Origin of the sequence: Clostridium saccharoperbutylacetonicum N1-4(HMT) (assembly GCF_000340885.1) — a bacterium.
GTDB lineage: Bacteria > Bacillota > Clostridia > Clostridiales > Clostridiaceae > Clostridium > Clostridium saccharoperbutylacetonicum.
Window position 1 is genome coordinate 3,974,303 of sequence record NC_020291.1, and the last position, 23,650, is coordinate 3,997,952.

Consider the following 23,650-nt stretch of genomic DNA (forward strand, 5'->3'; position numbering starts at 1 on the left):
AGTAACTCCTATTAATTTGCATGTTAATACATAATATCTGAAGACTTTAAAATTCACTCTTCATCCCTCATTAATTTCAATTTTTTATTTTATTAATATTCCTTTGTGTTCATTAATTTTCTTTCCATCTTTCCAATCATAATAAGTACATTCTTCAACTTGCTTAAATGGAAAATTCTCTCCAAGTATTTGGTTACATACTTTTAAATTCCTTGGATAATTACTTAGTATTTCTATTAAATCATTAGCTGTAAAACCTTCAAATTTTCTGATCATTGTAAATCCTCCTCTTTTTTCAACAATTAACCATACTAGTATCATATTTTTATTTGCCTTAATAAATTTATTCATGCTAATTATTAGTAAATTTAAGCAAATACATTTTTAGCAAGATATTTATTTTCAAATTTGAACATAATTTCTTCAACTCTATCTTCATTCTTAAATTCATGCGAAAATTTAAAATTCCGTCTATATCTGTCTATGTTCTAATGATATTTTTTGAAGCCATTCTTGTAATAAATCTCTATTTATCAATACTTTTGCTCCAACTTTAAAATAAGGAAAATCAGTATTAGGCTTATTTATTAACTCTCTTATTTTTTCTTTACTTACATTTATAAACTCTGCACATTCCAATACTGTAAGTGTCTTTCTATTTAAGCAAGAATTTTTAATAACATCATAAAGTTTACTAAATATTATCTCTTCTTCGTTCATAATAAGTCCCCTCGCATGCTGCTTTGATCTCATCAATACTCTTTTCATAAATTTTGCTTAACTTTTCCATTTTGAGCATGTCCACTTTGCATTTACCTTTTTCAATATTGCTAAACTGCATTCTGCTAATATGAAGTCTTTCTGCAATCTTATATGCCTTTATTCCACTTTCTTTTCTCAATTGTTTTAAATTCATTCTCTCCACTCCTTTCCTTAATTGTAAATTCATTCCATAATTTTGTAAAGTTGTTTTTTAAAAAATTACAGTTTAATAATATATTTTTGATTTTTGTAAAGTTAATTTTCATTTTCGCAATAATTAATTAATTTATTGTTATTCTAATACAAGAAATATACTTAATCATATCTTTACTAATTTTATTTTCCATTTTTTACAAACAAATATTTTGCAATTCTGCAAAGTTGTTTTATAATAAATTTAAGGAGGGACGCATATGTTTAATGAACACTTAGAAAAATACAGAAATGATCTTCAACTAAGAAAAAAAGAAATAGCTGACAAATTAAAAGTTAGTGAAAGTTACTATAGCTTAATAGAAAGTGGAACTTTACTCCATCTAAAAGTCTTATTGAAAAGTTGGTATTAATTAGTGAATTGCCAGAGGAATTTTAAATATATGGTATAAAGAAGAGTACTATGTAAATACTAGAGATGATTTTAAAAGTTTAAAAAAAGCTTTAGATACTGTTTTAGAACTTGGTTCATTTAAAAGTGGTAACGAAATTTTCAATCAACATAATAATTAAAAATATTCTCTTGGTTAATTATTAATTACTGCTCTTAAAGCAGATATCAATTATATAATAGAAAAAAATCATAAGTAACAAGCTACAATTTTATTCTTGTTACATCCTATTTTTTCTTTTATAACAACATCAGAATTAATAGTTTTCTACTATTTTGTATATGCATATTATTTCTTAATATTTATATACAAATTAGTACTTAATTTTTAATACATTCATATATTAGTTTTCTAACATAATTTAATGATTGTTATTTTTAAATTAACCTTAAGTTCATTTAATTAAATTACTTAAAAGAGAGGTTTTACTTATGGCTGTAAAGACTAACTTTACTTCTAATGGAAAAGAATATTATAGACTGACATGTGATATTGGAATAGATGCCAATGGTAAAAGAATCCGAAAACAGTTCGTTGGCAAAAATAAAAAAGAAGCTGAGCAAAAGAAACAAGATTACTTGAATAAATCCCGCATGGGTATTCAAGATAAGACTCTTTGGTTTTCTCAATCAATGAGGAGCTGGTTATTTGAAGTAGTGAAAATGTCTGGAAATATTAAAGCTTCATCTTTTTCCAGGTATGCAGGGATTTATAGTAAATATTTTAAAAACTGCTCTATATCCCATATAAGCTTAGATAAATTAGAATCTATTGATATTCAACGATATTATAATGATCTTCATAAACAAGGGAAAAGCAGTAATATTATAAAAAATAATATTAAACTATTAAAACAATTCCTCAATTATGCTGTAGATTGTGGCTATATATTAAGAAATCCTTGTAGTGGTAAGAGAGTAGTTATTCCTAAAGATAAAACTAAAAATATAACTGATAAAATTACTGATGTTCCAATATTCTCTAAAGAAAGTATGCAAAAAATCCTCTCTCTAAAAGAAGATACAAAAATACGTTATTTGTCCTTAATCTCCTACGCTACTGGTATGAGGCGTGGTGAAATATTAGGTTTAAAAGAATCTGATATAGATTATGATAATATGGAAATTCATATTAGAAGAAACTTAGTTACAACTTTAGTTTATGATGATGATGGAACTAAGCACAAAGAAACTTTTATAGATAAAACCAAAACTAATACTTCTGTTAGAGATATCCCCTTACCTAATAACTTAATTCCAATTATAAAATCTGCTATAGCTCTAAAGAAAAAGGATATGCTAAAATGTGGTAATAGCTATAACAGAACAAATAAAGATTTTATATTTCTAACTGAAGCTGGAGAATATATAGACGCAGGTAATATTGATAAGAGCTGGATATATTTTTTGAAAAGATGTAAAGTAGATCATTTAAAATTTCATGCATTAAGACACACCTATGCTACTTTGCAATTCGAAAACAACATCAGAATTGAAACTGTATCTAAATTACTTGGGCATGCTAGTATTGAAATAACTTCTAATATATATACTCATGTAATGAAGAAGGAGAAACAGAAGGCTATTGATACGTTGGCGTTGCTAAATTAGAAATATAAACTCATATTGAAGAAAATTACACGTATTTCAAAATAATAATTGGACTAGGGTAACCTAGTCCAATTATTACTTTTTCCTACTTTTTCCGAACAATATATGTTTCTTAAATACTTTGTCTAGATATAATCTCTTAAAGTCATTTTCATAAATTACTTGCACAAAAAACAATAGAAAAATTGAATATGTATATGCATTACAGAAATATGATAAAACATCTGTAACATTCTTAGCATTATCTGTTAATCCTTTATTACTTGTATTCATTACTGCCCATTTACTATAGCATGCTAAAATTATTATATGCGCAAACATTATAAAAAAGAAGTTTATCTTATTAATCCCTTTCTTTTTTTGATTCTTAGATACTTTATCTGATTTTTCTTTTTTATCTTCCTCAAACATAATTTTATAAATCTCTATTTTTTGCTTGTCCTCAAGCACAAAATTATTTTCGCTTATATTTTCAGGTTTATACTCGTAATATTTATCAATGAATATATCTTTCTTTAATTTTGTTTGAAAAATACTTTGTAATTCGCAGAAATGAGTGATTAATGTAATTAAACTGAATAGGACTGGTATAAACATTCCATCTCCTATACTAGGAAACCAAAGAGAAATTAAGTACCATACTCCAAAAAAAGAATACGCCACTAAGAAAATGTGCATATAATAAGTATTTATAAATTCTACAATATTTTTTTTAGTTAATCCTTTAATATTCAAAATATATACCTCCATTATTATTTATTGCATTTCTCTTAATTAATCTAAAATGTATACTGAATATTATTACTTGTGTTTCTACCTAATAAAATTTATTTAACACTATCTCTAAATTTTTTTATTATATTACTCTAAAAGACCTATAGCTTTTCCGTAATTATATAATTTCGTTAGTGTATAGTTAGCAATTTCAGCTTGAGATGTCTTTTTTCTCCACATAAACTCTAATCTAATCTCACCTAATATTGTTTTACAAACTAAATCTGTCCTTCTAGTTAATCCAGCCCCAAAATTTCCTTCTGAAGCAAATTCATCAATCAAACTCGCTTCAATCAAAGCTTTTCCAAATGTTTTATTTAATATTTTATCATTTTTACTAGCAATATCAGTTAATTTTTCAAAAGCATCTATACTATTAGGACCTGTTTTTCCCTTTTTCGCTTGTGCTTTGTAATCAGAATTTATCATTTTTGCCAATTCACTATTTAGTAATCTCTCTACTCCACTTCCATCTTTCTTATCACTCATTTTATATTTCCTTAGAATTTCTTCCAGTTTATCATCTGCAAAATCACGTATTACTGAAAGTGTTGTTACTATAGGCATATATATTATTCTACAATCAAAATAATTCGACAATATTCCTATTTTATCTTGGTAACGCTTTAAATCCTCAACAATATTAGCATTTGTAGATATTAACATTCTATTTATATCCGCTGACAAAAATTCTCCCTTTGTTAAAGCAGCAACATCCTTATCTGGCTCATTCCCTGCAAGCACTATTATCCACATTTTACATGGTTCTCTTTTTACCAGTCCTTCTACAAATTTTTTATTTTTTCTTATAACCTTATTTATTATTTTCAGATATTCTCCTATAGTTTCAACTTTATCAATTAATGAGTTAGCTGCTTCATCTGTTAGTCCAAAATCAAGCAATGTTTTTCCATTATTCAATAACTCTATTGTCTGCTTCGCAATTGTTAAATAAAATTCTTCACTTGGACCTTGAAACTCAAAATATGTTTCATCTAAATCAAGAAGTGCAGTTCCCCCAATATTTTCTGCTGTATCAACTAAAACATCAATTATCTCCTTATCATTACATGGCCAAACAACTAAAGTATTTTTACCATTTTTACCCCTTAAAAATCTATTTATTGAATGTATAGAATCATTTATTTCTCTTGAACTTGATTCTAATAATGACTCTCTCCCCTCAATAATCACCACCCTTAGCCTTTTTTTTGTATCTTGCATTGAATTTATTGATTCCACTAAATCAATATCGTTAAATATTGTCTTTATTTCTATGTTTTCTATAAAAACATCTAATGTTCTAAGAAATGTAGTTTTACCACATCCTGATTTACCCTTTAATATTAAGAAAGCTCCTCTATTACTACTTTCTATTTCTTCATATAATTCTAGTATCTTATCGATTCCTTCTTTGACTGGTAAAATTATTTTAGTAATATCATACTTTTCACGATTATCTTCTAATCCTTCATACCTGTCTGGTAACATAAGCTTTTCCAATTTTATCACTTCCTCATGACACTTAATATTATTTCTTATTTCATATGTATCAGTATTTTTGGGAATTCTATAACTTTCCATAGGTAATATATCTTTATTCAAACTATTTTCTTTATCTAAAACGTTCTTAAGTTGATTTGCTATTTCAAAAGCCAGTTTTGGTGCAAATGCATTTATAATTTGCCTAAACTTAATTGCTTTATTGCCACTAAAGTTAAACTCTATTGGAAAAGATTGAATTATAGCAGCTTCTTGATACGATATTGTAAATAGTTTATCTTCTTTCATTGGTATATCAGAATTAATTGGTAGTCTTCCCAAAGCTATGCTCGGTGATATCATATTCTTATCTAAAATTGTAACTTTTTTACGTTCTTTATCTTTTAATGATATGCTCAATCTATCATCTAAATTTAATTCTTTATTATCTAAGCCTTTAAATGCCTCTTGAATAGTTATATTTTTATTTTGTATAGAAGGAAATTCATAAATATGGTTTATATCTTTTCTTATACCTATAATCACAAGCTTTCGCTTATTCTGAGGTATTCCATAATCTTTATAATTTAAAATTTGATAATAAATTCTATATCCTATTTTCTCAAAATTATTTAGAAATTCCTTCAGTATTTCTTGTTTATTGCTCAGTATAAGTCCAGCTGGTCCTTCATAAATACAACCTTTAGGCATTTTTTTTGATATAATATCTAAGGTTGTACCATTTAAGTTAATATCTTTAACCTCTCCAGTAATTCTACTTAAGAAAAATGGTGGAATTAATGAACTTACAATTATATCAGAATTTGGTATATCGTCTATATCTATATTATTTATATCATCATTTATTATTTCTGCATTTGACCATTTTTTATGAGTTTCACAACTACTTTTATCACGGTCTACTCCCCAAATTATATCAAATCCAGCCATTTTTAATCCCAAATCAATTCCACCAGGACCACAAAATAATGAAACTACTTTAAACGCCATAACATCTCTCCATCTATTCTTCTATTTATATATATTTTTTTAACAATATTAGTTATAGTTGTTAAATAATATGTATTTTTACGTTCTTAATTCTTTTTACAAAAACGCACCTTATATATCAGCTGCTTTAAAACACTCAACATTTCATACATGTTCGACTTTACATCTAATTTTAAAATCTTTATTTTCAGCTAAGAATTTACTATTATTGCTGAATGATTCATCTATTGAATAATTACACAATCCTTTAATTCTTTTAATAGTTATATTGCTATCTTCATATGCTATATTTTCTACTATTATTATTTCGTAATCTTCTTTTTTCTCTTCTGCACATTTTAACTCGTTTTTTGTAATTTCAAATTCAATAAAATCTTTTTTTCCTGAAAATGATTTAACTTCTACATATTTTGTAATACCTTCTTTATTTATATATTTTATATCATATCCCAAACTATCATTACCATTCTCATTATAGTCATTTTTTTTAGCGTTCTCTGAACACCAAAATACATTATTATAGCCATTTCTTTGCAATATTTTAGGATCTCCTTGTAACTTCTTTAAAACAAGTATTTCACCAATAAGACCAATATCTTCACGTTTATCTCTAATCATCCCACTATTTGTATAATATGGTTTTTTCATTGCCCCATCAATATGTTTTTTCCCATTAATTCCAGTTCTAGTTATATCAACATCTTCTAGCTCAACCTCTTCTGTATTAAATTTACCAATTTCAAATGACTCTACACTATTTTTATGTAATATACTACTTGCATTGTTAGAATTTATACTCTCTACTAACATAGTGAATAATACATCTATTTCATTAAAATATAGTAAACTTTTATTTTCGCTTTTTTCTAAAAAATCTATTATAACATTTTGATTTGATATAATATTATTTTGATTTAATTTATTCATAAATCTTTGCTTATTATTTCTATATATTTCTGTTAAATCCACTTCTTCTTGAGCATAAAAATCTTCTTTACAAGCAATTCCAAAAATTTCAAAATAAATATTTTGAACATCGAAATATATACTATTCCTTATACAACTTAAGTTTAGCTCGGTATTCTTATATTGCTCCATTTTTTTTAAGAAAGTTTTTTTATCTTCTAAAATATTATTTTCTAGCAATTCTTTATGTATATAATTTCTATATCTTGCTTCATTTGATTCAATAATATTAACAAAATCTTTTTTATAAATATATGTAAAGTCAATATCCCTATCAGATTGAATGTTAAACTGCTTTAAATCTATACCTATCTTTTGAAACAAATTTGAAATATATATTTTAGCTTCTATTTTCAAATTTTTTTTATTATAAATATCATATTGATCTAAATCAATGGATATATCATCAATTTCAAGATTTAATTCTTTAGAAATAGTTTCTATTAACTCAGCTTCATTTTCAACATTACTTATATTAAAATTCTTATCAAAAATTTTATAAATACTATACCAAAATACTAATACTCTATTACTTATATTTTCATGTTTTAACTCAACAAATTCATTATACGCTTCATTATATCTAATTAAATCCTCATCTATATCATTTATTAAAATTAATTTTCTATTCTTATCATCTTTTGGATATAGTTCTCGAAAGTTGCTTTTATATTCATCAATTTTTAATAAATTAGAAAAAATATCTGAAATTATATTACAAAAGATTAAATCCTCTTTTATTTCTTCTATTGTATTAAATTTTTCAGCTGGTAACTTTAAATATATTTCTTCATCAATTAATACATACTCATAATCATTAATATTGAAAGTCTCATAATTATCCATGACTTCTGTTTTATATATCGGAAATAACTCTGCACATAAGTTAATCTTTATTTTCTTTATAATATTTAGCTCACTTTTATTTTTGTCTTTATCTATTCTATAAGAATAAATGTAAGGAAATAACGTTTTTAAGTCTGCCTTAAATTCCTTATCAAGTTCATGAAGAATTATATCTCCATTTAATTTTATTGAAATCTTCTTGAATGGCTTTACTCCAAGTATCTTTTCAACCTTATCATTCCCTAATCTTCTTTCTGCCTGTAAAATACCAAATTTATCTACAATTTCTTTACAAACATTTTTATTTTCTAAATAGTAAGCTTCTTTTATGTCTATAAATTTTTTTTCATTTTCTTTTTCTACAAGTACTTTCCCATAATTAATAAACTTTTTATAATTTTCAATATTACAGCTTATATCATCTTTATCCAAAGCTTTTACTATTTCAGAATAAATTCTTTTACTATTATTTTTTTTATAATCAATTGCAGGTAGATAAAATAATAATTCGTATATTATATTCTTATTCAAATCAGCCAAATCTCTAGCTACTCCAAGTTTATTCATAATGTAATCTATATCACTTTTGTTTAACATATGCTTCTTGAATACAGGATGAGTATAATCTAATTTAACAACATTAATATATTTTTCCATTCCATCAAAAAAACTTCTTCTTGTTAATATACATTTACTGATTAAACTTTTTTTCCCTAATCCAATATTTATCCAAGGTGTATTCTTAATAATAAAGTCAATAGGAGATTTAATATTTTTTCTTATATACCTATATTTTTGACAATTTGGATGGTGTATATAATAAAAATCAGCAGAAAGTTCATATCCATTGTTATAAATTATATTTCTTATATTTGAATCTTTGTAAAGCCAAACTAAGATATATTCAAACTGAGTTTTCATCAATATTTCTTCTAATAAATCACACTGTGTTACATCACTACATTTTAAATCTGATCCGTATAAAACTGTGTTTTCTAAACCTTTTTTATTTTTAAAAATGTGTTCATTGCTTTCTATAGGATAATAGAAATTATCAATTACATAATTCACATAATTAGAATTCTTCAAATAGTTAATATTACCCTTGTGTAGTTTCGGATATATTGAAACGTTAAGCCACTTAAAGAACTCTTTACACTTATTAATATTATATTCATTTGAATCTACACTAAAAAACTCACTTGGAGTTGCTAAAAATAAATTTTCATCTATATTAACAAGTAAATTTTCGCAAATATCTTCATTATACTCAATCCCCATATACAATTCATTAGAATTTTTTAAACTCCCTTTCCTGGTTATCAATGGGAATTTAACTTCTTCTGGAATAGATATTTTCCTTACTACTTCATTTTCTATGTATGCATCATATAGCCACTTTATCGTGAGTTTAATATTATCTTTAATTGAATATTGATTTATATTTTTATTTAAAAGCCCAGACAACTCTCTTACTATTCTTATAAAATTATATTCTTCTAAATTTAATTTTTTTAATTTATTTGATAAATCTCTAAATGAACCTATGCAAAATTCTAATTTTAATTGATTACTCATTTCGATACTTAAAAATCTTAAAGTTAAAAATTCTGGTAAATTCTTAAAAAATATATCATCTGGTGGAAGATAAGTTGTCATATTATCATCAATACTGTTTCCATTACTATCTATAAATAGCTTAGGCTTTTCGCTTAAATTATCTAAATTATTAATTTGATATTCATATTCATCAAAAAAATACTTTAGCAATTTAACTCTTCTTAGCATATCAAATTTGTTTATTAAACTATTAATTTTTTCAACCATGTATTTATAGCTATACCTAGAAGAAACCCCCAATTTGCTCTTCATAAAATAACTCAACTGAGAATCATCAGTATACTTTAATGTATTTTTAAACTCACTCAAACCTTCCAATATATCTAAATCTAAATTTTCAATAAATATAGGAGCCTCCTCTACATTTAAGTAAATCTCATTAATACTAGGCAATATTTTAGCCTTCTTTATTTCTTCTAATATTATAGTATTAAATCCCAATTCCTCTATGCATATATCAAACTCTTCATTAAAGGACACTAACTTTAAAGCTTTGTAACTTACAGATTCTTTAGCTATCTCCTTTGCAGTTTCAATTAATAACTCAGCCAAAAATTGTAATAACTTTTTATTTTCTTCATTATCTTTTACTAATTGATTTCTATTTCCAGTCAAATTGAAAGTTCCGTGAATAATCGCCGGAAAAGGAAACTTTACATCCGTCTTGAAATAACTATATAAAATATTTTTGTTATCATCCAAGTTATCTGTATATGCAATACTAATCTCGAAATTTTTTCCATCAACTTGTCCTTCTCTTTTTTTTACATTCCATGTTTTATTATTAAAAGTTCCATTTAATAAATCTGATTCAACTATTTTCACAATTTTGCTAGTGATAATCTTTTTTGTAAATTCAATACTTATATTTTCACTTTCAATTTTTAAAGTTTCTAAATTATTTAAAAACAAGATTGATTCTTTATCTAATTCAGATATTTGTTTCTCTATTTCTTCTTTAACATTTTCTATTAATTCTAATTCTATATATGTATCATATTCATCATATCCTTCTCTAAAATCAACCATTTCAGGTACTATAAGTGTTGCAATAGGATATTTAAAATCTGAGTATTCCTCAATAAACTCACTTATATTCTGATTTTTATCCATTAAGTCTATTAAAAACTTTTCTGCACTTTCTTTTGAAAAATTCAAATATAAATCTCCACTTTTTATAAATATGGATTTAGTCCAACTTAATATAGATCTAAATCCTGTACCCTTATTTCCAATTTTATTTTTCTTCTTTGCTTTCGGACTTAAATTAGAGTACATTAAAGACTTAATACCTTCTCTTGAAAAAGGCTCACCATTATTTGCTACAATAAGCTTGTTATCCTTTAATCTTATGTGAATAATTCGCTTTTTTTCGGTTTGCTCTTTTTTTATTACACATGCATCATCTGCATTTTGAATAAGCTCTAATAATTGACGACCTCTATAATCTTCTATTTTTTCTTGTTCCCTATTATAATCACTTATTATTCTTTCAGGTACTTCTAAATATGTACGTCTTACTTTTTCTATTTCTTCTTCTATAAATTTCATTTCCATAACATTCTACCCCATCTGTAATCTCATATTTTTCTATAATTAATACTACTTGTTCGGACTAATTATTAGCCTTTACAATCAACAAAGCAATATTCACGAAATACTAGCACTTTATATTTAACTAAGATATCAATTTGTCTTTTAACTTTGCTATAAATATCATTTAAGTAAACATTATTAAAATATATACTCATAAAATCCATATGATAAATTTATATAAATTTTAACTGTACACCGCTAGTAAATAATTCAATTAAAATTTTTTAATATAAATTATATTAAGAGCTACTATAATCAAGGATTTTTTATTCATTAATTATATCAAACGTAAGTTTAGTTAATGGTTTTTCATAGAATTCTTTATCTATAAATGAGTAACCATACAAAAATAGGTTTATTTCATCTTCATTTAAGTTCAATAAGCCCTTCATCAAATCATCTAGCATTTCTTTATAACTATCATTATATGCGTTTCTTTTATAACATAATTCACGAACATATTGCTTATGCACTTGATATACTTCATTTATTTTAAACATCTCTATATTATTTCTTATTTCTATTTTCTTTGAACCATTATAATCTATATACAAATCAAATAGATCATTATTTCCGGTTAAACTATTAAAATCTGATTTATCAGTTATTTTAGTTTTGAACTTAGCTTCATCATAAAATCCATTATCATATGGATAAATAATTTTATCCCTTTTTCTATTTTTAAATCTAGAATTACATATTTGACAAGATGGTATAAAATTAAATAAAGATAATGACAGTAATGTAAAAATAAATTTGGGTAAAAAGTGATCTAAATCGGCTGTTGTTCGCTTTTTCCCTTCATTTACATAACTAGTTATATACTGTCTATTGCAATATGGGCATACTTGTACATTCATTTCATAAAGAATTTTATGTCTTATTTCATCTTCTAAGTATTTATAATCAATTATATTACTATATTTCTCATTTAATTTTACTAGATCTTCTTCAATATCTTTTGTAAATTCATCGAAATTGTCATTATCTTTGTAGTACTCTGGATATTTAGATATATGTGATTCTATCCAATCATTCTTATATAAATCAACGTATTTTTTTCTTTCAAGTTGTCTTTCATTCTGATTTCTTTTAAGATTCTTGAATTCTAAAATTTTATCTACTTTAAAAGTTCTATGGAAAACAAGTTTTGATGTTAATGTATAATTTTTTAATTCAATGCTTCTACTGCTGTTTGAAATAACCTCTTCACATAATAGTTCTTTAATTAAATTTTCATTAAACTCACCTTTATCATCTTCAAATATGTTAAGATAATCTTTTTTAGTAAATGGATTAATCCAAACTATTTTTGATTTCTGTTCTATGTATCTATTTTTAATCCCTTGGTAAACTTCCTTAAAATAATCATCTTTTATTCTATACACATTATCTTTACTTAACTTAATCATATTTATTATCTTCCTCTTTTAATCTCCTTATCTCTTCCTCTAATTCCTTAATACGTTTTTCTTTAACATCTTGTGTCATTAATTTCACTTTCTTCTTATCTAAATAATCTAACAACTTTTTCTTTATAAATTGGTCATCAATTCCGCTTATTATCCCAATTAATTCTTCAATATTGTTCTTATTATATTCTTCCATGATATCTATTTTATTAATTATTTGTTTAAATATTTTATTTGCAAATTCGCCTATTGGTGATGAGATAAAAAAATCATCCCTTATTATGTCATAAAAATTACTCATTAATCCAAAATTAGCTTTTACTGTTTTTCTTTCAATTTCTCCATTTTCATTCTGTTCAACTTTCAAGCATATAATAAATTCTTTTGGTACATCTGAAATCATAAATGGTGAGTGTGTTGAAATTATTATTTGATATTTTAAATTTTTAATTTTGCTAGCTTTATTTAAAAATTCAATTAAATAATAAATATATTTTCTCGACCATTCAGGATGAAAAGATTCATCTGGTTCATCTAAAATAATCAATGCTGATTTAAATCTTTTATTGTATTTTTCGATATCCAATGCTGTATAAAGATTAGAGAACCCATTTATAAAATCAATTTCACCGTTGCTTAAATTTGAAAAGAAAATATCAACATAATTATATAAATCATTTTGTTTATTTATATCATGCATTGTATAAGTACAATATGTCTCTAAAAGTTCATAAATATTTTCATCAAATCCATCATTTAATTTTATATTAATATTTTCATGCGTCTGAAAATACTTTATGTTTAAATTTTGTAGTGATTTCCCAAACTTAATTATTGCTTCCTCATAATAGTTTTCATCTTTATCTATTTGATAAATTTCACTTATTTCTTTGAATAAAATTCCTATAACTTTTTGCAAATAATCTACTCGGCTAAAAAAATCATCACTAACTAATTCTAAATTACTAATTTCTTTTTTTAAGCTATCAATATTCATCTTTTGTCCATTGTCTTTTAATCCATCCATCCATAGACCTACAATATAACATTCATAAAATATAATTATATATTCTTGTTGTATGTTCCATTTGGCTTTATTCACCTTTGGTTCCATATACCTTATAGACGTATTCTTTGCCTTAAAATATAATATTTCTTCCTTATTATTGTATAAGTTTAAATCAAATTCTTTTTCTATTTCTTTTTTAGATCCTTTATCTGAATTATAAAGTTTAAAATTTATTTTACATTCAATTTCCTTAGCAGTAAATGACTCTTCTAACAATTTATATTCTTTGCTCATAAACTTATATATATTAGTTATCTTAGGAATATCTAAATATATGCGTTTAAATCCTACATAGTAGTCAGCTCTTCTAATTACTCTCTCTTTTTTTAACCATTGTTTTTCCTTTAAATTTTGTCCATATAAAATAATCATTTCTTGATCAAGGGAAATATTTTCTTTTTCCTTTCGATAGTACATTTGAGTATAGGCTATAAACTTTATTTTTTTTGTTTCGCACTCATATTTTATAACTATAGAATATTCTGGATTAATATCTTCAGGTACACCATATAAATTTTTAAATAAACCTAAATCTATTCCCTCAATAACAAAAATATTTTTTTCTATATGATAAATTGAGAACCAAGAAGCACATTTTGTTCTTCCTACTCTAGGCCTATCATTAAACAGATTTGCTCTTCTATCTCGTTGCGATCCTAATAAATCAAATAATGTTGTTTTTCCAGCACCATTTTGACCTATCAATAAATTTACATTACTTATCCTCTTGCCCCATAAAGATTTATAATAATTTTCTTGTTTTTCGATAATTAGTTGTCTTGTTTCTTCATTATAATTAATCTTAAAATTATTTGTAAAACAAAATTCCTGTTTATATAAACATCTATTAATATCGTTTATGTATGTATATAACAGCTGCATACTCATCTCATTGCCCCTTTTCTAAGTTATAATATTATATCCTTATATATTAAATAATACATAAAACTAGCTAATAATCCAATCTTTTCATAAAATATAATTACATAAATAAATTACTTCTACTTTCTTCTAAATAAAAAATAATCATCGAATCAACTCAATATGTTTTCAATTTATGTAAAAAAAATATATCAGATAGTTGAATCTTATAAATTACTCACTACCTGATACATTTCTTAATACTCTTATAAACATCATAGCTTTTCAACCAGCTCTTTTACAATATCATTGTTCTATAATTTATATTTAATATAATATCATATATATCCTTTCCCTTCGAAATACAAGATTAAAGTGCTCTAAATTTTACACCATTTTTACACCATAGTTATATTTAGATACGTCCACTTATATTTTCTTAAAAATATGGACATTAGTATTTTCAAGGCTTACAGCCACTTATAGATATTTAAAATATCCTTTTCATTGAATCATGGGTTCGATTCCCGTATGGGTCACCATTTTAGTAAACATCAGCATTTAGGAAACTAAATTGTTGGTGTTTTTTATTATTTTCCCGACTGAGTTCTTTATTAATAAATTCACATTTTTAATTTGTTCTTTAAATCCTATTGCATAATTTTTTTTTAGCTTAAATTAAAAATGATCTAAGAGTATATACCTTAGATCATTTATTTTTATGTTTGTTTTTTTCATCCCTGTCTTTACCGTTTCCATTACCATTATTGTTTCCTTTTGACTGAGGAGATATTTGTGTGATTTTTTGTCCTTGACTTATAATCAAATCTATTTTTTCATTTTTTTCAGAAGAAGTATTTGGCGGAGGTGATTGGCTAATAATTGTACCTTTAGGGACAGTATCGCTGTATTGCATTGTAACGTTGCCCAGTGTAAAGCCATTATTGTTTATAATACTATTAGCAATGTCTTGAGTTTTTCCAATAAGTGAAGGTACAAGCTTATATAAATCTTCCTTTGGTATGCTTTCAACTGTACTTGCGGTGGAAGAACTCGGAGTATCAGTATCTGTTACTGATGATTCGTTTTTAACATCTTGAGAAGTCCCTTTATATAGAAAGCTTCCTAAAACGTAAGAAGTAATTGCTAAAATAAGAAAACCAAAAACTATAATAATTTTACTATTTTTGCTTTTATTTTTTTTATTAATATCTAATGTTTTTGTAATTAATTTTGTTTGTTGAATTTCATCTTGTTTCATTATCACAGTAGGATTAATTTTTGTATCAGAGAAGGTTAAAGTTGACGAATCCATAATAACAGTTTTAGTATCATGACAATTTTCAAAGTTTACTTCTACTTCAGGATTTTCCTTGATTAAATTTATTATTTCAGAAAATTCAGTGGTACTTTTAAATCTTTTAGAAGGTTCTTTTTCTAAAGCTTTTAAAATCACCGAGTTTACATTATCTGGTATTTCACAATCTATTTCCTTAGGCGGGGTAACAATTTCTTTAATATGCATAATTGCCACTGAAATTGAATTATCACCTGTAAAAGGTATTTTTCCTGTGAACATCTCATACATCACAATGCCTAAAGCATAAATATCAGTTCTAAAATCAACTAACTTTCCTTGGGCTTGCTCTGGTGAAAAATAATGCACTGAACCCATAATATTATTGGAATTGGTTAAGGTTTTAGAATCAGATACTTTAGCAATTCCAAAGTCAGTTAACTTAATTACATTCTCTTCATTTATTAAAATGTTATCCGGTTTTATATCCCTATGAATTATATTATTTTTATGTGCGTATAACAGCGCTTTTGAAATCTGTAATGAGATATCTAAAGCGGCTGAATAAGAAAGTTTGTTATTTTCTTTTATTAATTTCTTTAATGTTTTTCCATTAATATATTCCATAACTATAAAATTAATTTTTCCTTCTGAGCCAACATCATAAACATTTACTATGTTTTGGTGTGACAAACTTGCAGCTGAATTAGCTTCTCTTCTAAATCGTGCAATGAAATCTTCATTTTCACTTAATTCAGCTTTTAATATTTTGATTGCCACAAATCTATTTAATAAGGTGCATTTTGCTTTATAAACAATTCCCATGCCACCTTCACCAATTTTTTCTAATATTTTATATCTGTTTAAAAGTAATGTCCCTATCATAATATGTCCTCCTATTAAAAAACAGCAATACAGGTATTATAACATATATAAATACATATACTATGTAAAAAGTAATTTTTATATTGATAAGTTTCTAAATAATATATTTTTGATATGTGGCAAATATAACGCTTAATTTAAGAAATTTCATTTTGTGTTGATTACTCTAAATTTAACAAATGTAAATTTGTGATATAAATATAAGAACTGGTGATACATAGAAAGAGTGATAATAATGAAAGACACAATAAATAGAATAATAAAGTTTAGGAATGATAGAGATTGGAATCAGTTTCATACGCCTGCTAATTTATCAAAAGCAATATCAATTGAAGCAGGGGAGCTCTTAGAAGAATTTTTATGGGATGAAGAGAACTATAATAAAGAGCATGTTTTAGAAGAACTTGCAGATGTTATAGTTTATTGTATTCATATGGCTGATGCTTTAAATGTTGACTTAGAAGAAATTATAAATATTAAAATGGATAAAAATGAACTAAAGTATCCTATTGAAAAAGCAAGAGGTAATAGTAAAAAATACACTGAATTATAGGGTGGGTTTACATCTATGATTGGTAATACTGCAGGGCCTGTATTTACAATGTATTTGTTAGCTATGGGCTTTAAGAAAAATGACTTTTTAGGCACAAATTCATGGTTTTTTCTTATAATTAACTTAATAAAAGTCCCTCTACAAATTCTAATCTGGCATAATATCTCATTAAAAACTAGTGTTGTTGCTTTTTCTATGATACCTGCAATCACGTTAGGCGCTGTTTTAGGAATAGTAACAATTAAAAAGCTTAATGAAAAGTTTTTTAGAAAATTAAGCGTTGTAATGACCGCTTTAGCAGGGATAAAATTGTTTTTCTAGTTTATTTGTAATTTTGTATAAAGTTTATGACTTTGTTTCAAAAATTTATATAAAAAACAGCCATATATAAAGTTTCAACTAGATTCATGACTTCCTACAAAGTCATGAATTTAAAGCTTTCATATGACTGTTTTTTTGTTTAGAATTTATCATTATTTATGTAATTTTCAAAATATCATTTTTGTAAATTACAATTACAAAGCTCCCATATCCCTAGCAGCATAAATAGAAGGATATTTTGGCTTAAAATTTGGTTCCTCTTTAATGCGAGCTGGATCTGCAGTTAATTCCCATAGGTTAGACATAAGCCATCCATCTTCAGTAGGTGTTTGCTCTGGTGCTTCATACAATTTATATAATTCGCCTATAGCAATAGGATTATCATCTGCAACGTTATATATGCGGCCACCAATACCAGATGTGCTAGCAGCAAGTAATAGTGCTTGGTTGACATCTTCATGATGAATCATAGATTGCTTTTTTAACGGATTCCAGTTAATCATGTAAGGTAAGATTTCTTCAATGTGCGGATCACCATCACCATAAACAGGTGCATGGATCATTCTTCAATTTAGATATTTATATTAAATAACGGATAAATACTATTGTAACTATATTTATTAATTTATGATTTAAAAAAACTGTGAACTTTTTATTCAGAAATTTTTAAAAAAATGACTTCAAATTTTCCTTCACAGATTAAGTAATTTATAACTTCCTCTATTCTCTTCCTACTAATCTCATCTATAAGAACCATATCACTTGACCAATAATACTTTCCGCCCAAGCATTCTCCTGTGACTCTGTTTTTTTCTACAAGTCTGCTTATATTGCTGTATGTAAAGAATGAAGCGCCCCATCTTGCACCATTTTTAAATTCTACTATTACATCTGTATTGTCATTGTGTACATCCAATACATCTTCCCACTGTTCTGCTTCTATCCAAATATCATAATCGTTATTTAACATACACTCCTCCTAATGGGCACTTTTTACATCATAATCTAATATAAAGTCTCTAAAGAATATTGCGAATTATAATTATTAATTTTTGTTTTATAGCATATCTCCTGGTTTACTCCAATACCTAATCTCATCCATTTCTCTTTCTAGATCGTCCATATAATCTTCACCTAATGTACGGTCGAATCTATCACTTAAAATACTTCTTACCTTTGCTAATTTCTCACAAACACGCCATTCATCTATAAAACGTGTTGTCTCTTTCTCGTATTCTCCACGATACATTTCTTCACCATATGTATGAAATTTTTCACCATAATAAGAGCCCATTTTATGTAATGATATTAGAATCATTTCAAGTTCTTCTAAAACTTCCTTCAATTCATCAAATGTATAAGTTATATTTTTATTTACTTCCTGCAAAATAAATTCTCCTTTTAGTTTGTCTTAAAAAATTACGAATTAATTATAACATAAATTGTAAATTTACTACAATTGAATTTATAATGTCCACGAATTATAAATTAAATTAATTATTTTTTATATATTCTTTCTAAATAGATTTTAGTTAAGAATAAATTTACTTATAGCATCAACTATTTTCATTATAAAATTCGTAATAGTTTTTTGTAGATATATTCCAACCAGATTAATTAAATTTACATTTTCCCATTCAACCACTCCTTTAAAATCAGATTTCACTTCAGCAAATTCAATACCTAATTTTTCCAAAGTATACACCCACTTCATTTAATTTATTTTTTATATTTTGTAAAGTATCCATTTACACTTTTATCAATATCATATTTGATTTCAAATATTTTTTCTGTCCTAAAACGAAAAGTTAAATTCCATATGTAAGAGTAAATTAAAATAAAATATTTAACCTTGATGTATATTATTTTTTATAGTGTCAATAATTCAAATATACTAAAACTCTATTTACAATTTTTTAGAGATACTACTTAACTCATGCCATAACACGCCCATTACTATCTCTTTTTTGCACTAAAAAATGCAGCCAAATTAATGACTGCATTTATATGATTATTTAGTTAACGTTAATAAATTCGCTTATACAATATTCTAATATTTTATCTTCTTCACCTTTAAATATTTCAGCTAAGTATAATATTACTTCTTGTTCACCTTCTGGAAGATCTCTTATTGTATCTTTGATTGTATCTATAGTCACATTCTTCATAAAATAAAATCACCACCTTAATGTTATTGTGGAATATTATATTATATAAGGCTAAAATAATCCATAGTATAAATATTGGCAATTTACTAATACTACAATTGCTAATCTTTTATAGCTTGGCAGGTTGCCAAAAGACAGCGAATTAATTAACGATTTACTGTCTTTTGTTCTTTTTTTCTAAAATACCAAATTATAATACTAGTGGTTGGGCATTCTCGGTTCATACTTAAAGAGCTCATATTTATGTATGATATTATTCCATAGAAGTAATATCATATCTTATTTCTACTACTTTATTTTCTACATTCCAAAATTCAATTGTTACCTTTCTTTCATGATCTACGTATCCAATTACTAGCGAAGAAGGCATTTGTTCCTCAGTTCTCTTGTAATAGTTAGTGCCATAAGCATTAATTACATCGTCAACTGAACTCCCTAAACCAATACCTTTGCTTGTCTTAATATCACTGTTGGTTCCACTATTAATAATAACTCTAATAATCTGTCTCTGTTTATTTGTCGCAATTTCTAAACCATCACTTAGTTTATAGTAGTCAAATAGAGCATTGTCAATTCTTTCAATCTTTGTCCCATACTTTTGCACAAATTCCTCGCTATCGATATTTTCATACATTTGAACGCCATCTATGTTCTCTTGGCTAAGAGTTGTTGTTTTTGTAAACATAAAACTACTTGACCTTTGGAAATACTTATAAGCACCAAATATAATGCAACTAATTAAAAGTAAGATGATAATTATAATTTCAAATACCTTCTTTATTGTGAACTTTTTCTTTATGAATTCCACAATAAGAACTGTGACTACTAACAAAAATATACTTACCATAATTCCAATGGTACTCAAAGCTATCCCCTCCTTATTGATACACAATATTTTAATATTGTGTGCTAAATTTATCTTTATTTAAAGAATATAAATATTTATTCACCTTCATAATAATCTACATCGATATTCTTTCTATAAAATGTACTTAACTCTCCATTTAAAATTATTCCTACTTTATCAGACTTAGGGTAATATGCTATATCTGGATAATTAACTGTGTCACAATCTAAATATATGAGCATTTCATCATGTGAAGAATTAATTATTCTATGGGTTCCATTTTCTAATGGAGGGCAAACTATAATATCTCCTGCTGAAATTCTTTTATTGCCATCAGGTGTTTCTAAAATACCACTACCGCTAATGATATAAAAAATTTCCTCATTTTTAAGATGGTAGTGATATGGGTAATTTGCTTTCTGAGGTGGAATTTCATATATAGCAACGTAACATTGACTATTTTTGTTTCGTTTTGTTACTTCATACTTATAATATTCATAAGGTTCATGCTCATTTTTATGCTTTGGTTCAATTAAGTTTTTGTTGGTAATTTGAATTTCACGATTATCCATTCGATGACCTCCTCTATGTTACATAATAATTTACCATTCTGTATTAATTATAGCATATTTTGTAAAAATCGTACTATTCAATTTTCAAAGAACATTTCTATAATTTACTTCGTCATATCTACATATTGTCTCCTAAATATAATAATAGAGATAGTATCGCTCACCTCAATGATGCCATATCCTATCTCTATAATAATTTATTGTCGTTTTTTTCATTATGCATATATTGTTATATAACAGTTGTATATGTGTGCACATATACAACTAATTAAATTAAAGGAGTTTTTTTATTATGTTTAATGAAGTTGAAAAAATAGATAACTGTAATTGCATAGCAATCCGCCATGAAATAGTTGATGAAGTAAGAAAAGATATGCTTGAAGAAAGCTAAATTAGTTAAATATCGAAGAGAAGGTACAATAGTATATTATTCTTTATCTAATGATCATGTCAAACAAGTGTTTAATCGAGGATTAATCCATATCTTATTGAAGATTAATAATTTATTATTTAGAGGTGGCTTTATGACCATTTCCTGTATAACTGCCTCTATTTTTATGTAAATAAAAAAGCAGTAGTGGATTGTTCCTACGGCTCTTCATTTTATCTTTTATGAATATGTGGACATTTAACTATTTCTTTTGCATTAATATACTATCTAGTATTATATCTACCATATGAATGGGATTAAATGATATTGAACCTTTTCACAATATTCATCATACCCTGATAAATTCTTAGATAAAAACTTTTCTTCATTAAGAAGCCTAGCGATAATAGTAAAAGTTAGAGCCGCTACACTAAGCAATGCCCAATATGACCCTAATGCAACTGATGAAAACACCAGCATCAGTATTGCTCCAGAATACATGGGATGACGAACAATTGCATACAGTCCAGTTGATATTACTTTCTGGTTTCTATCAACTTCAATTATAGCTGAAGTATAACTGTTTTCTTTGAATACAAGAAATACTATGAAAAACCCTAATATAACAAAAATATTTGCTAATATGCTAATGTATATTGGAATACTTGACCAATGAAAACGATGGTCAAACCCTGCAATAATATATATGAAACAGAAAAACACATTTGCAATTGCTTGTATAGTTTTTTGACTCTTTTCCTTTTCAGCTGTTGAACCAGCATTAAGCCGTCTCTTCAAAAGCTTCGGGTCGTTTTTAAATAAATATATGGTAATCAATATTGTTGAAATAGCAAAAGTAAGCAGATAAAGCCATGCCTGTAGGTAATTAGCTGTCCATGCAGGTAAAAAAATTAATACTCCCATAATAGCTAGAAGCATTATAAATCCAGATATAGTTTTTTCAATTATATTATCCATATAATCACCTCAATTATCAGTATTGTTTATAATTATATCCTATTATTGACAAGAAAATGCGTATAATTGTCAATAAGGTAAAAATCGTTCTTACTTTCACAATAAGTTCACAAAAATTTACAATAATGTAGTAAATACAAAATCTTTATTTCTACACATCTTAAGAAAATCCGAATTAACTTTTCTATAATCTATATTACTCTAGTATATTGTTTAGCTCACTTATACCTCTAGAATAACAATCCTTAACCTCTTTTAACATACTTGTATAAAACTCAATGGCAGAGCGTTGTCTTTCTTTAGCTATTTGAGTTCCTCTGTTAGTATAGAACTTATCATATAGTTTTTCTAACTTATATTTATACTCATGAAAAAAAGATGGATTTTTATCACTTGTACCATCTAATATAGTTCCATTCTTCTCAATGGAATACAATGGTTCTGATACCTGTGCTATATAAAATAGTGTTCGCGCAATTCCAAGTGTTCCAGTCACATCTAATTTATCCGCATCAAATAATATCTTTGCTTCTATACTGCTCGGAGGGTTATCACTTCTAAATCTATGTGTTAATATACATGATTTTATATGAGCAGCTTTTTCTTCAGAAAAGCCATTATTTATAACATAGTTAAATGCCTTTTCACTACCAACTTGAGCATGGCATAATTTCGAATTACTGAATTGTTCTTCTCTACCAATATCGTGAAGCAAACAAGAAATAATCAGAACATCCATATCAACTTTATTTTCATATTTAGCAATATCTAATGCCATATATAAAACCCTATAAATATGTTCCTTATCATGGGCACTATCGTTCATACATTCTAGCATATAGTTTTCAATATTTTTATATAACTCTATATTCATTAATTATATTTCCTCCATTTCTATTTGAAAATACAAGTTATTTATTATTGGTTTTATCTGACTATTAAGCATTCACTTTATTGTATACTATTAGAAATCTTTGTCAATAATCTAATTGGGGTACGGCAACGATTCGTGTAAAAAACAGCCACAAGACAGTATTTACCATTT

General features: G+C 25.8%; 22 protein-coding genes and 1 pseudogene. 5 read left to right on the top strand and 18 right to left on the bottom strand.

Translation table 11 applies throughout. The annotated features are described in order from the left end of the window. Positions 1–84: 84 nt before the first annotated feature. The 3 genes from CSPA_RS17850 to CSPA_RS17860 form a co-directional block, all read right to left on the bottom strand. Complete coding sequence (locus tag CSPA_RS17850) at positions 85–276, bottom strand: hypothetical protein (protein WP_017810492.1); 192 nt, start codon at positions 274–276, stop codon at positions 85–87. A 195-nt stretch (positions 277–471) separates the two neighbouring features. Continuing rightward, positions 472–720, bottom strand: coding sequence for an excisionase family DNA-binding protein (locus tag CSPA_RS17855; protein ID WP_015393753.1), 249 nt, complete (start codon positions 718–720; stop codon positions 472–474). Beyond that, a complete protein-coding gene (locus CSPA_RS17860; RefSeq protein ID WP_015393754.1) occupies positions 695–916 on the bottom strand; it encodes a helix-turn-helix domain-containing protein in 222 nt (73 codons plus the stop codon). The genes CSPA_RS17855 and CSPA_RS17860 overlap by 26 nt, the downstream gene beginning before the upstream one ends. Before the next feature lie 259 nt (positions 917–1,175). On the opposite strand from CSPA_RS17860, the gene CSPA_RS30610 reads away from it, so the two are divergent. Together CSPA_RS30610 and CSPA_RS17870 are read left to right on the top strand one after the other, a co-directional pair. After that, a complete protein-coding gene (locus CSPA_RS30610) occupies positions 1,176–1,328 on the top strand; it encodes a helix-turn-helix domain-containing protein (protein WP_015393755.1) in 153 nt (50 codons plus the stop codon). A gap of 470 nt (positions 1,329–1,798) precedes the next feature. Beyond that, positions 1,799–2,977 carry a tyrosine-type recombinase/integrase gene (locus CSPA_RS17870; protein ID WP_015393756.1) on the top strand — a complete coding sequence of 393 codons (1,179 nt, stop codon included), beginning with the start codon at positions 1,799–1,801 and terminating at the stop codon, positions 2,975–2,977. Positions 2,978–3,052: 75 nt separating this feature from the next. On the opposite strand, the gene CSPA_RS17875 is transcribed toward CSPA_RS17870, so the two are convergent. From CSPA_RS17875 to pknB, 6 genes are all read right to left on the bottom strand, one after another. Then, positions 3,053–3,712, bottom strand: coding sequence for a hypothetical protein (locus tag CSPA_RS17875; protein ID WP_015393757.1), 660 nt, complete (start codon positions 3,710–3,712; stop codon positions 3,053–3,055). A 126-nt stretch (positions 3,713–3,838) separates the two neighbouring features. Then, complete coding sequence (locus CSPA_RS17880; protein ID WP_015393758.1) at positions 3,839–6,244, bottom strand: DNA (cytosine-5-)-methyltransferase; 2,406 nt, start codon at positions 6,242–6,244, stop codon at positions 3,839–3,841. 144 nt (positions 6,245–6,388) lie between these two features. Next, positions 6,389–11,233 carry a protein NO VEIN domain-containing protein gene (locus CSPA_RS17885; RefSeq protein ID WP_015393759.1) on the bottom strand — a complete coding sequence of 1,615 codons (4,845 nt, stop codon included), beginning with the start codon at positions 11,231–11,233 and terminating at the stop codon, positions 6,389–6,391. Between the two features lie 305 nt (positions 11,234–11,538). Continuing rightward, entirely contained in the window at positions 11,539–12,684 is a 1,146-nt protein-coding gene (locus CSPA_RS17890) for a hypothetical protein (protein ID WP_015393760.1), read from the bottom strand. Continuing rightward, on the bottom strand, positions 12,677–14,641 hold the full coding sequence (locus CSPA_RS17895; RefSeq protein ID WP_015393761.1) for an AAA family ATPase: 1,965 nt from the start codon (positions 14,639–14,641) through the stop codon (positions 12,677–12,679). Before CSPA_RS17895 ends, CSPA_RS17890 begins: the two co-directional genes overlap by 8 nt. A gap of 682 nt (positions 14,642–15,323) precedes the next feature. Further along, a complete protein-coding gene (gene pknB / locus CSPA_RS17900; protein WP_015393762.1) occupies positions 15,324–16,796 on the bottom strand; it encodes a Stk1 family PASTA domain-containing Ser/Thr kinase in 1,473 nt (490 codons plus the stop codon). A gap of 235 nt (positions 16,797–17,031) precedes the next feature. Between pknB and CSPA_RS17905 the strand changes: the two genes are divergently transcribed. Together CSPA_RS17905 and CSPA_RS17910 are read left to right on the top strand one after the other, a co-directional pair. Beyond that, positions 17,032–17,349: a nucleotide pyrophosphohydrolase gene (locus CSPA_RS17905; protein ID WP_015393763.1), complete on the top strand. Its 318-nt coding sequence runs from the start codon at positions 17,032–17,034 to the stop codon at positions 17,347–17,349. A gap of 15 nt (positions 17,350–17,364) precedes the next feature. Beyond that, on the top strand, positions 17,365–17,670 hold the full coding sequence (locus CSPA_RS17910) for a TSUP family transporter (protein ID WP_015393764.1): 306 nt from the start codon (positions 17,365–17,367) through the stop codon (positions 17,668–17,670). 194 nt (positions 17,671–17,864) lie between these two features. On the opposite strand, the gene CSPA_RS17915 is transcribed toward CSPA_RS17910, so the two are convergent. The 7 genes from CSPA_RS17915 to CSPA_RS17940 form a co-directional block, all read right to left on the bottom strand. Further along, positions 17,865–18,233 carry an NAD-dependent epimerase/dehydratase family protein gene (locus CSPA_RS17915; protein WP_015393765.1) on the bottom strand — a complete coding sequence of 123 codons (369 nt, stop codon included), beginning with the start codon at positions 18,231–18,233 and terminating at the stop codon, positions 17,865–17,867. 89 nt (positions 18,234–18,322) lie between these two features. Beyond that, entirely contained in the window at positions 18,323–18,640 is a 318-nt protein-coding gene (locus tag CSPA_RS17920; protein ID WP_015393766.1) for a hypothetical protein, read from the bottom strand. Between the two features lie 87 nt (positions 18,641–18,727). Beyond that, positions 18,728–19,057 (bottom strand): hypothetical protein, encoded by a 330-nt coding sequence (locus CSPA_RS17925; RefSeq protein ID WP_015393767.1) that lies wholly within the window; start codon positions 19,055–19,057, stop codon positions 18,728–18,730. Between the two features lie 141 nt (positions 19,058–19,198). Further along, a complete protein-coding gene (locus CSPA_RS29805) occupies positions 19,199–19,366 on the bottom strand; it encodes a hypothetical protein (RefSeq protein WP_017810488.1) in 168 nt (55 codons plus the stop codon). 319 nt (positions 19,367–19,685) lie between these two features. Further along, complete coding sequence (locus CSPA_RS30280; RefSeq protein WP_015393769.1) at positions 19,686–19,838, bottom strand: hypothetical protein; 153 nt, start codon at positions 19,836–19,838, stop codon at positions 19,686–19,688. A 253-nt stretch (positions 19,839–20,091) separates the two neighbouring features. Next, complete coding sequence (locus CSPA_RS17935) at positions 20,092–20,703, bottom strand: hypothetical protein (RefSeq protein WP_015393770.1); 612 nt, start codon at positions 20,701–20,703, stop codon at positions 20,092–20,094. 77 nt (positions 20,704–20,780) lie between these two features. Continuing rightward, positions 20,781–21,257 (bottom strand): cupin domain-containing protein, encoded by a 477-nt coding sequence (locus tag CSPA_RS17940; RefSeq protein ID WP_015393771.1) that lies wholly within the window; start codon positions 21,255–21,257, stop codon positions 20,781–20,783. A 377-nt stretch (positions 21,258–21,634) separates the two neighbouring features. On the opposite strand from CSPA_RS17940, the pseudogene CSPA_RS31050 reads away from it, so the two are divergent. Then, positions 21,635–21,745, top strand: a pseudogene (locus CSPA_RS31050) (transcriptional regulator); the annotation flags it as partial. Positions 21,746–21,927: 182 nt separating this feature from the next. Here CSPA_RS31050 and CSPA_RS17945 read toward each other — a convergent pair. Together CSPA_RS17945 and CSPA_RS17950 are read right to left on the bottom strand one after the other, a co-directional pair. After that, positions 21,928–22,605 carry a methyltransferase family protein gene (locus CSPA_RS17945; protein WP_015393773.1) on the bottom strand — a complete coding sequence of 226 codons (678 nt, stop codon included), beginning with the start codon at positions 22,603–22,605 and terminating at the stop codon, positions 21,928–21,930. Between the two features lie 196 nt (positions 22,606–22,801). After that, positions 22,802–23,479, bottom strand: a complete 678-nt coding sequence (locus CSPA_RS17950) for an HD domain-containing protein (protein WP_015393774.1) — start codon at positions 23,477–23,479, stop codon at positions 22,802–22,804. Positions 23,480–23,650: the final 171 nt, after the last annotated feature.

Bases quoted from the DNA above. Each gene is read 5' to 3' on its own strand.
- CSPA_RS17855 (WP_015393753.1), bottom strand. From the start codon at position 720: ATGAACGAAGAAGAGATAATATTTAGTAAACTTTATGATGTTATTAAA.
- CSPA_RS17860 (WP_015393754.1), bottom strand. From the start codon at position 916: ATGAATTTAAAACAATTGAGAAAAGAAAGTGGAATAAAGGCATATAAG.
- CSPA_RS30610 (WP_015393755.1), top strand. From the start codon at position 1,176: ATGTTTAATGAACACTTAGAAAAATACAGAAATGATCTTCAACTAAGA.
- pknB (WP_015393762.1), bottom strand. From the start codon at position 16,796: ATGATAGGGACATTACTTTTAAACAGATATAAAATATTAGAAAAAATT.
- CSPA_RS17945 (WP_015393773.1), bottom strand. From the start codon at position 22,605: ATGGATAATATAATTGAAAAAACTATATCTGGATTTATAATGCTTCTA.
- CSPA_RS17950 (WP_015393774.1), bottom strand. From the start codon at position 23,479: ATGAATATAGAGTTATATAAAAATATTGAAAACTATATGCTAGAATGT.
- CSPA_RS17905 (WP_015393763.1), top strand. From the start codon at position 17,032: ATGAAAGACACAATAAATAGAATAATAAAGTTTAGGAATGATAGAGAT.
- CSPA_RS17940 (WP_015393771.1), bottom strand. From the start codon at position 21,257: ATGGATAATCGTGAAATTCAAATTACCAACAAAAACTTAATTGAACCA.
- CSPA_RS17920 (WP_015393766.1), bottom strand. From the start codon at position 18,640: ATGTTAAATAACGATTATGATATTTGGATAGAAGCAGAACAGTGGGAA.
- CSPA_RS17885 (WP_015393759.1), bottom strand. From the start codon at position 11,233: ATGGAAATGAAATTTATAGAAGAAGAAATAGAAAAAGTAAGACGTACA.
- CSPA_RS17890 (WP_015393760.1), bottom strand. From the start codon at position 12,684: ATGATTAAGTTAAGTAAAGATAATGTGTATAGAATAAAAGATGATTAT.
- CSPA_RS17870 (WP_015393756.1), top strand. From the start codon at position 1,799: ATGGCTGTAAAGACTAACTTTACTTCTAATGGAAAAGAATATTATAGA.
- CSPA_RS17915 (WP_015393765.1), bottom strand. From the start codon at position 18,233: ATGATCCATGCACCTGTTTATGGTGATGGTGATCCGCACATTGAAGAA.
- CSPA_RS30280 (WP_015393769.1), bottom strand. From the start codon at position 19,838: ATGAAGAATGTGACTATAGATACAATCAAAGATACAATAAGAGATCTT.
- CSPA_RS17910 (WP_015393764.1), top strand. From the start codon at position 17,365: ATGATTGGTAATACTGCAGGGCCTGTATTTACAATGTATTTGTTAGCT.
- CSPA_RS17880 (WP_015393758.1), bottom strand. From the start codon at position 6,244: ATGGCGTTTAAAGTAGTTTCATTATTTTGTGGTCCTGGTGGAATTGAT.
- CSPA_RS17895 (WP_015393761.1), bottom strand. From the start codon at position 14,641: ATGAGTATGCAGCTGTTATATACATACATAAACGATATTAATAGATGT.
- CSPA_RS17850 (WP_017810492.1), bottom strand. From the start codon at position 276: ATGATCAGAAAATTTGAAGGTTTTACAGCTAATGATTTAATAGAAATA.